6 protein-coding genes, 1 other RNA gene and 1 pseudogene are annotated in these 5,888 nt (G+C 40.1%); 3 read left to right on the top strand and 5 right to left on the bottom strand.

Annotated features, from left to right (window positions below; translation table 11 throughout):
• Window positions 1–72 precede the first annotated feature (72 nt).
• On the top strand, window positions 73–333 hold the full coding sequence (gene rpsT, locus A5295_RS04215) for a 30S ribosomal protein S20 (RefSeq protein ID WP_004106518.1): 261 nt from the start codon (window positions 73–75) through the stop codon (window positions 331–333).
• A gap of 97 nt (window positions 334–430) precedes the next feature.
• On the opposite strand, the gene A5295_RS04210 is transcribed toward rpsT, so the two are convergent.
• The 4 genes and pseudogenes from A5295_RS04210 to A5295_RS04195 all read right to left on the bottom strand — a co-directional run bounded on the left by A5295_RS04210 (window position 431) and on the right by A5295_RS04195 (window position 2,841).
• The gene (locus tag A5295_RS04210) at window positions 431–709 is read right to left on the bottom strand and encodes a hypothetical protein (protein ID WP_064621803.1); all 279 of its coding nucleotides are present in this window, start codon (window positions 707–709) and stop codon (window positions 431–433) included.
• Between the two features lies 1 nt (window position 710).
• Window positions 711–1,268 (bottom strand): hypothetical protein, encoded by a 558-nt coding sequence (locus A5295_RS04205; RefSeq protein WP_064621801.1) that lies wholly within the window; start codon window positions 1,266–1,268, stop codon window positions 711–713.
• A gap of 310 nt (window positions 1,269–1,578) precedes the next feature.
• A pseudogene (locus A5295_RS04200) lies at window positions 1,579–1,974 on the bottom strand (IS256 family transposase); the annotation flags it as partial.
• Window positions 1,975–2,127: 153 nt separating this feature from the next.
• Complete coding sequence (locus tag A5295_RS04195; protein WP_064621797.1) at window positions 2,128–2,841, bottom strand: trimeric intracellular cation channel family protein; 714 nt, start codon at window positions 2,839–2,841, stop codon at window positions 2,128–2,130.
• Between the two features lie 156 nt (window positions 2,842–2,997).
• On the opposite strand from A5295_RS04195, the gene recN reads away from it, so the two are divergent.
• A complete protein-coding gene (recN, locus tag A5295_RS04190; RefSeq protein ID WP_064621795.1) occupies window positions 2,998–4,782 on the top strand; it encodes a DNA repair protein RecN in 1,785 nt (594 codons plus the stop codon).
• The gene (locus A5295_RS04185) at window positions 4,766–5,446 is read left to right on the top strand and encodes an HAD family phosphatase (protein WP_064621793.1); all 681 of its coding nucleotides are present in this window, start codon (window positions 4,766–4,768) and stop codon (window positions 5,444–5,446) included. Before recN ends, A5295_RS04185 begins: the two co-directional genes overlap by 17 nt.
• Window positions 5,447–5,465: 19 nt before the next feature.
• On the opposite strand, the gene rnpB is transcribed toward A5295_RS04185, so the two are convergent.
• Window positions 5,466–5,839: RNase P RNA component class A (rnpB, locus tag A5295_RS04180), an RNA gene on the bottom strand.
• Between the last annotated feature and the right edge of the window lie 49 nt (window positions 5,840–5,888).

Genomic DNA, 5,888 nt, shown 5'->3' with positions numbered 1-5,888 from the left:
ATATTTATCTAATAAGCATGATACACTTACTATTTGTATGTCCTTATATAGCAAACGTCGTTTGGAGTAACAGTGGCAAACATTAAGTCGCAGAAAAAGCGTGTTCTCACTAACGAGAAAGCACATAAGCGTAACGTAGCAGTAAAGTCTGCTTTGAAGACTGCTATTCGTGCTACTCGTGAAGCCATCACCGCTGGTGATAAGGCTGCAGCGCAGGCCGCTTTCGCAGTAGCCGCTAAGAAGCTTGACAAGGCTGCAGGTCGTGGCGTGATTCATAAGAATCAGGCTGCAAACCGCAAGTCTGGTCTTGCTGTAGCGATTAACGCTCTGTGAAGTTTGTGCAGGTAACTGCATAACACAGCATGTAAGGAAAATCCCCAGTACCAATCGGTGCTGGGGATTATTTATATCACTCTATCGGCAACGTAATTTAGACGATATACGCCAATACGAGTACCACTACGAGTATAACTGCCACGGCAGCAGCAAACACCACGTAATCCATAGGCTTCACATGGTGATGCTGCAACAATGCATGGCATACAAACGCTGCGATCAGCAAGATTACCCCTGAAATAGCATTGGCATACCAAGGTAAATGATTGATGCACGAGAAAACAACACTCGTCAGCCAAATGGTAGCAAACGAAGCAAGCCATGACCGATGCCCTGTTGTGGCATGCTTCTTCGAAATAGTTACATCATCCATATTAACACCCCAATGCTGCTGTCAAAGTGCCACCTGCAGCGCTACAAGCTATATCAGCCGAAACACCAGCAATTGGTGACGCCAATCCAGAAATACCAAGTGATAATGGAGTACAAACTGTTGCATCCCATAAAACATTCCATCCCACACCAATCCATTTAGGAATACAATGATGTTTCTTTCCACCACGTTCTAGAGCTGTCTCTAAGGAAACAGTAGGAGCAATCCTATGAAGAACTTTGCTATAGTCAAAATCAACATGCTGCCCGTCATGAACTGTTAAATTGATAGTTGCTATAGTATGATTTGTTGCATCTCTCCAAGTAGCTATATTATTCTTTACTACGATAGTATCACCAGCTAGCGTATGCACATTCAATCCTTGTCCAGATACTGGAACAATTGAACGTCGACCATCTGGAGAACGCAATCCTCTCATTTCAGACTTAAAATTCCCATATTGTGATGTTGATTGAACTGCAAAAGATGGAGTTGCAAACACCATACTTCCAAGTAATGATGCTGCAGCTATTAACAATGAACTAACTTTCTTCATCATAAGATGACCTCTCTAATATTGGCCTTATCAATTAGTGAGTAAGCGTATTCCAGTAAACAGCATGTTGGCCAAACATGTGGTGAGTGACTCACGTTGTCATGCTCACAAGTCAACAGTATAATACTTGATTGATAGAAACGCCGTCATAATCAGGTAAGCGGCAAAAAGTGTGTCTGTAAACGTGTTTATTCAGGCGTGTCGTTAGTGTAGTGTTCCTTTTCTAATTGATATATCTGAGTAGTAATCTGCCCTACATAAGTCAAAGCTTGCATCGAAACCCGAAGACCCAATTGATTGCTGGTCATCAATAATTTTCTTTGTTACACCATTGCAAAGCAATAACTTTATCCTTGCTTGCCGCGGTTAATAAACACCACCCGTATGGAAGGTATGTTCCATCGATTTGAACATAGTCATAAATTTCGCCTGTCTCGGGTAATTCTGGTTTAACATTCCAATACCATTCAATTCGATATCGCCATGTTCTCTCAGAACCACTAGGACAGGCTTCACATTGAGTCTGGTTTCCCATAATCCAATGAATGAATTTATCAAATTGTGCTGCACGTGTAATATCTTCACGTTTCCTTGTAAAAGACATTCCACATGCAGTACATCTCCAACGGATAGCACCTTTACGTGTTTTACCATTTCTCTTCATTGAATGAGAGCATATTGGGCAGCGTTTACTACTTAATCTAGGCATGTATTAAGCACATCGCACGCCTTATACCTCTATTTGTTTTCAATGTCAAGTAATACTAAATGTTAAGCTTTTTAGCTTAATGACAGCGAGTTTCCCTTGGTATTTCAACGAAAACTCGGGTTTTAGACACACTTTTTTGCCACTTACCCAATATTAACGGTGACGACGATTATTAATACGACGAATACGAGGACGTCTAACCTTAATAGGTTCCGTGCGGTTCATTGCTCCAAATAAAGTTAAATCTAGTTTCACAGACAACAAACGCATTGCAACAACAAGAGCAACAATAAGGACATCAAGCAATATTTCAACAGTTAAACCAAAATAACCTGCATGCCTTGCTTTTACAACACAAACGGTTAGTATACATCCCACTGAAGCAGGGAAAGCATACCAATGCTTATCCCGCACAATAACAGGAACTTGATTCAAAATCATGTCGCGAATCAAACCACCTCCTAAAGCAGTTGCCATTCCTAAAAATACTGAAGCCATACCAGACATGTGGAAGTCCAAACCTTTTGCTGTGCCATTCACAGCAAACAGGCCCAACGCCAAGGCATCAAGCGTAAGCATAAACCAACGCCATTTATCAATCTCAGGGTGAGCAACAGCCACAATAACACCAGAAAGCAGACCTGTAATAACAAAACCACGATCAGCAATACCAACAGGTGGCAATGCTCCAAGCAACACATCACGAACAATACCGCCACCCAATGCAGTTATCCAAGACGTAGTAATAATCGCAAAAACATCATAATTCTTACGAATAGCCCACATGCCGCCAACCATGCCACAACATCCCATAGCAACATACTCAACTATAAGAAAAAAGATGTTATCCCCTAACGCACCTTCCAAAGCATTTCCCTTCAAATAAATTCACCAAAACACTGCGCGCATAACAAACAAACGCGTTGTACTCTATACGATATCTAAATATATAGAGTACAACGCGCCATAAGCAACATTAGAKWARATAATATTAAMTATAGCATTTATAAAACGAGGTACAGCGTGCTTGAAGAGTTAGAAATACGTAATCTTGGGCCAATTTCGCATGCGCTTATTACTCCTTCGTCTCACATGACAGCTATTACGGGCGAAACAGGCGCTGGAAAGTCAATGCTTTTAAGTGCTATCAAGCTTATTTCTGGATCCAAAGCAGAAGTTGCAAGGATTTCTCCAAATGCTAAAGAAGCATGGGTTCAAGGCATATTTAGTATCCCTAAAACAAGTGAATTGATAGATGCTGTTGGAAAATCCGGTATTGAATTAGAGCCTTCAGAAAATGACGAAAATAAATCAGATATGTATGTTTCTAGAACAGTACCACAAGAAGGTCGTTCAAGAGCAACAATTTCTGGTTTCGCAGTACCAAAAACAGTTCTTGAACAAGTATGCTCACGATTGATAGTTATTCATGGACAAAGTGACCAATTACGTATAGCAACAAATTCAAAACAACGCGAATTGCTTGATACTGTATCTAAAAATAGTGAATTACTTAAGCAATACGCATGTGCGTATCAAGCGTGGAAAGATGCTAAAGAAACATGTAATCGACTAGAAAATCAAGCGTCTTCTTCGCGACAACGTGCAGATTACCTTAGAGAATCGTTAGCGAGAATACGAGATGTGAATCCGCTGCCTAATGAAGATAAGGAATTGCGTGCAAAAAGAGAAAGAATTGAGAATTCTGCTCAAATTGTTAAAGCAGTGAGCATTGCGCTCGCATCCCTTGATTCCAGTCAAATAGATTATGGTGCTTCAGAATCATCTGAAGATGCTTGTTTTCTTGTAGATAAAGCTTCTCAAGCATTACGAAATATTCGTGTAGATGATTCTTTCAATTCTATTGCAAATCAACTTGACGATATTCATGCTCAACTTGACGATATTGTAATGCAGCTTGCTCAACAGTTGGATATCGATGTAAGTGAAAAAGATTTAGATGATTTAAATTCTCGTATTCATGATCTTACTGATTTAACTCGTAGGTGGGGGCCAACATTAGATGACGTACTTGATTGGTCCGAAAAAGCTCAGTTTGAACTTGAAGATTTAGATGATTCTCCTGAAGCTATTGCCAAAGCGCGTGCTAAATGTGCTCAACGATATGATGATGCTCTTAAACTTGCTGAAGAATTATATAAAACTCGTTTAAATGCAGCTCATGATTTTGGCACTTTAGTTAGTGAAGAATTACATTCTTTGGCTATGCCAGGTGCTCAATTCATTATCAGTGTAAATAAGCGTTGCGAAGATTTATCTGGTTCTATTTCGCTTGATACTAACGGATGTGATGATGTAGAGTTTTTGTTCCGACCATTTCCTGCTTCTTCAGATTTGCCGATGAGCAAAAGTGCTTCTGGTGGTGAATTAAGTAGGCTTATGCTTGCAATTGAGCTTGTTGTTGCGAAGTTGACAGATTGCGACGAAGAAAATATTACATTTGTTTTCGACGAAGTAGATTCTGGTGTTGGTGGTGTTGCGGCAGTAGAGCTAGGTAAACGTTTGGCTCAACTTTCTCAACATGCTCAAGTTATTGTTGTTACTCATTTAGCTCAGGTTGCTTCTTTTGCAGATGCACAATTTGCAGTACAAAAAAATCTTGTTGAGAATAGCGAGAATAGTTCTTCTGCTATAGTTGCGGATACTTCTGTTATTGAGCTTAATGATTTGATGCGTGAGCAAGAGATCGCTAGGATGCTTGATGGAAGTGAATCAAAAACTTCATTAGGACATGCTCGTGAGCTATTGAGTGCAAGTAGGAAGATCATTGATGGATTTACAAAATAATTCGTCTATTGTTGCAGCGATTTTTGATTTTGACGGCACATTACTTGATTCTTTAAGTGTTTGGGATGATATTGATCGAGTAAGTTTTGCGAAACGTGGTATGAGCGTTCCTTCAATTTTTGCGAATACGACTGCAACAATGAATCCTAGACAAATTGCAGAATATGTTATTAAAAATTACAGATTTACTGATGCTCCTGAAGATTTGATGAAGGAGTGGTCAGATATGGCTTTTGACGCTTATGCTAATCATCTTCCGCTAAGAAAAGGCGCGTATGAATATGTGTATTATTTGCGTTCTAATGGTATAAAGCTTTTTCTTGTTACAACTCTTTCTAAACGCTTGTGTATTCCAGCTTTAAAAAGAGTTGGCATTTTTGATTGTTTTGATTTTCTTCATTTTGGAGAAGATTTATCTGAAAAAGGTAAGCATAGTCCTAAAACTTATATCGATATTGCTAATCAACTTAAAGTAGATCCAGCTAAATGTGTAGTTTTTGAAGATTCTGCTACAGCTTTATGTTCAGCTCAGCAAGCTGGTATGCAAACATGTGGGGTAGTTGATAATTCAAACGTAAAAATTGATTTAGATTCGTCGTTTAATAAATGCTTAGCAGTATTTTCTGATTTTTCTTTCGCTCCAAGAATCAGCGATATAAGTTGAAAATATGCTATTGGTTGAGTTGATGAGGTTTCACATACCCCGGGTTTTGTCGCATACACAAGTGCATGCGGATGGCCATCCATCTCGATTTGACGTTACCGCCAAACTCTAGCAGTCTACCCGAAGACTTGAGCGAGCAGCTCTAAAGCGTCTTCTGCTTGACCTTGCTCCCAATGAGGCTTGCCATGCGGCTTACTGTTACCAGAAGTCCGGTGGTCTCTTACACCGCCGTTTCACCCTTACCCGAACGAAACGTTCAGGCGGTCTATTCTCTGTTGCGCTATCTCTCAGGTCGCCCTGGGCGGACGTTATCCGCCATTGTGCTCTGTGGAGCCCGGAAGTTCCTCAGCCACTCCGAATGAACATTGTGACCGCGGCCATCGTGAAACCTCAACCTTCCCAATTATAGCAGATGATATTAATATCTGTCTCTTATACACAC

The sequence above is a fragment of the Gardnerella sp. 26-12 genome, from assembly GCF_001660745.1.
In the GTDB taxonomy this organism is placed as follows: Bacteria; Actinomycetota; Actinomycetes; order Actinomycetales; family Bifidobacteriaceae; genus Bifidobacterium; species Bifidobacterium swidsinskii.
The sequence above is the reverse complement of the archived record's forward strand: the minus strand, read 5'-3'. Positions and strand labels throughout refer to the sequence as shown.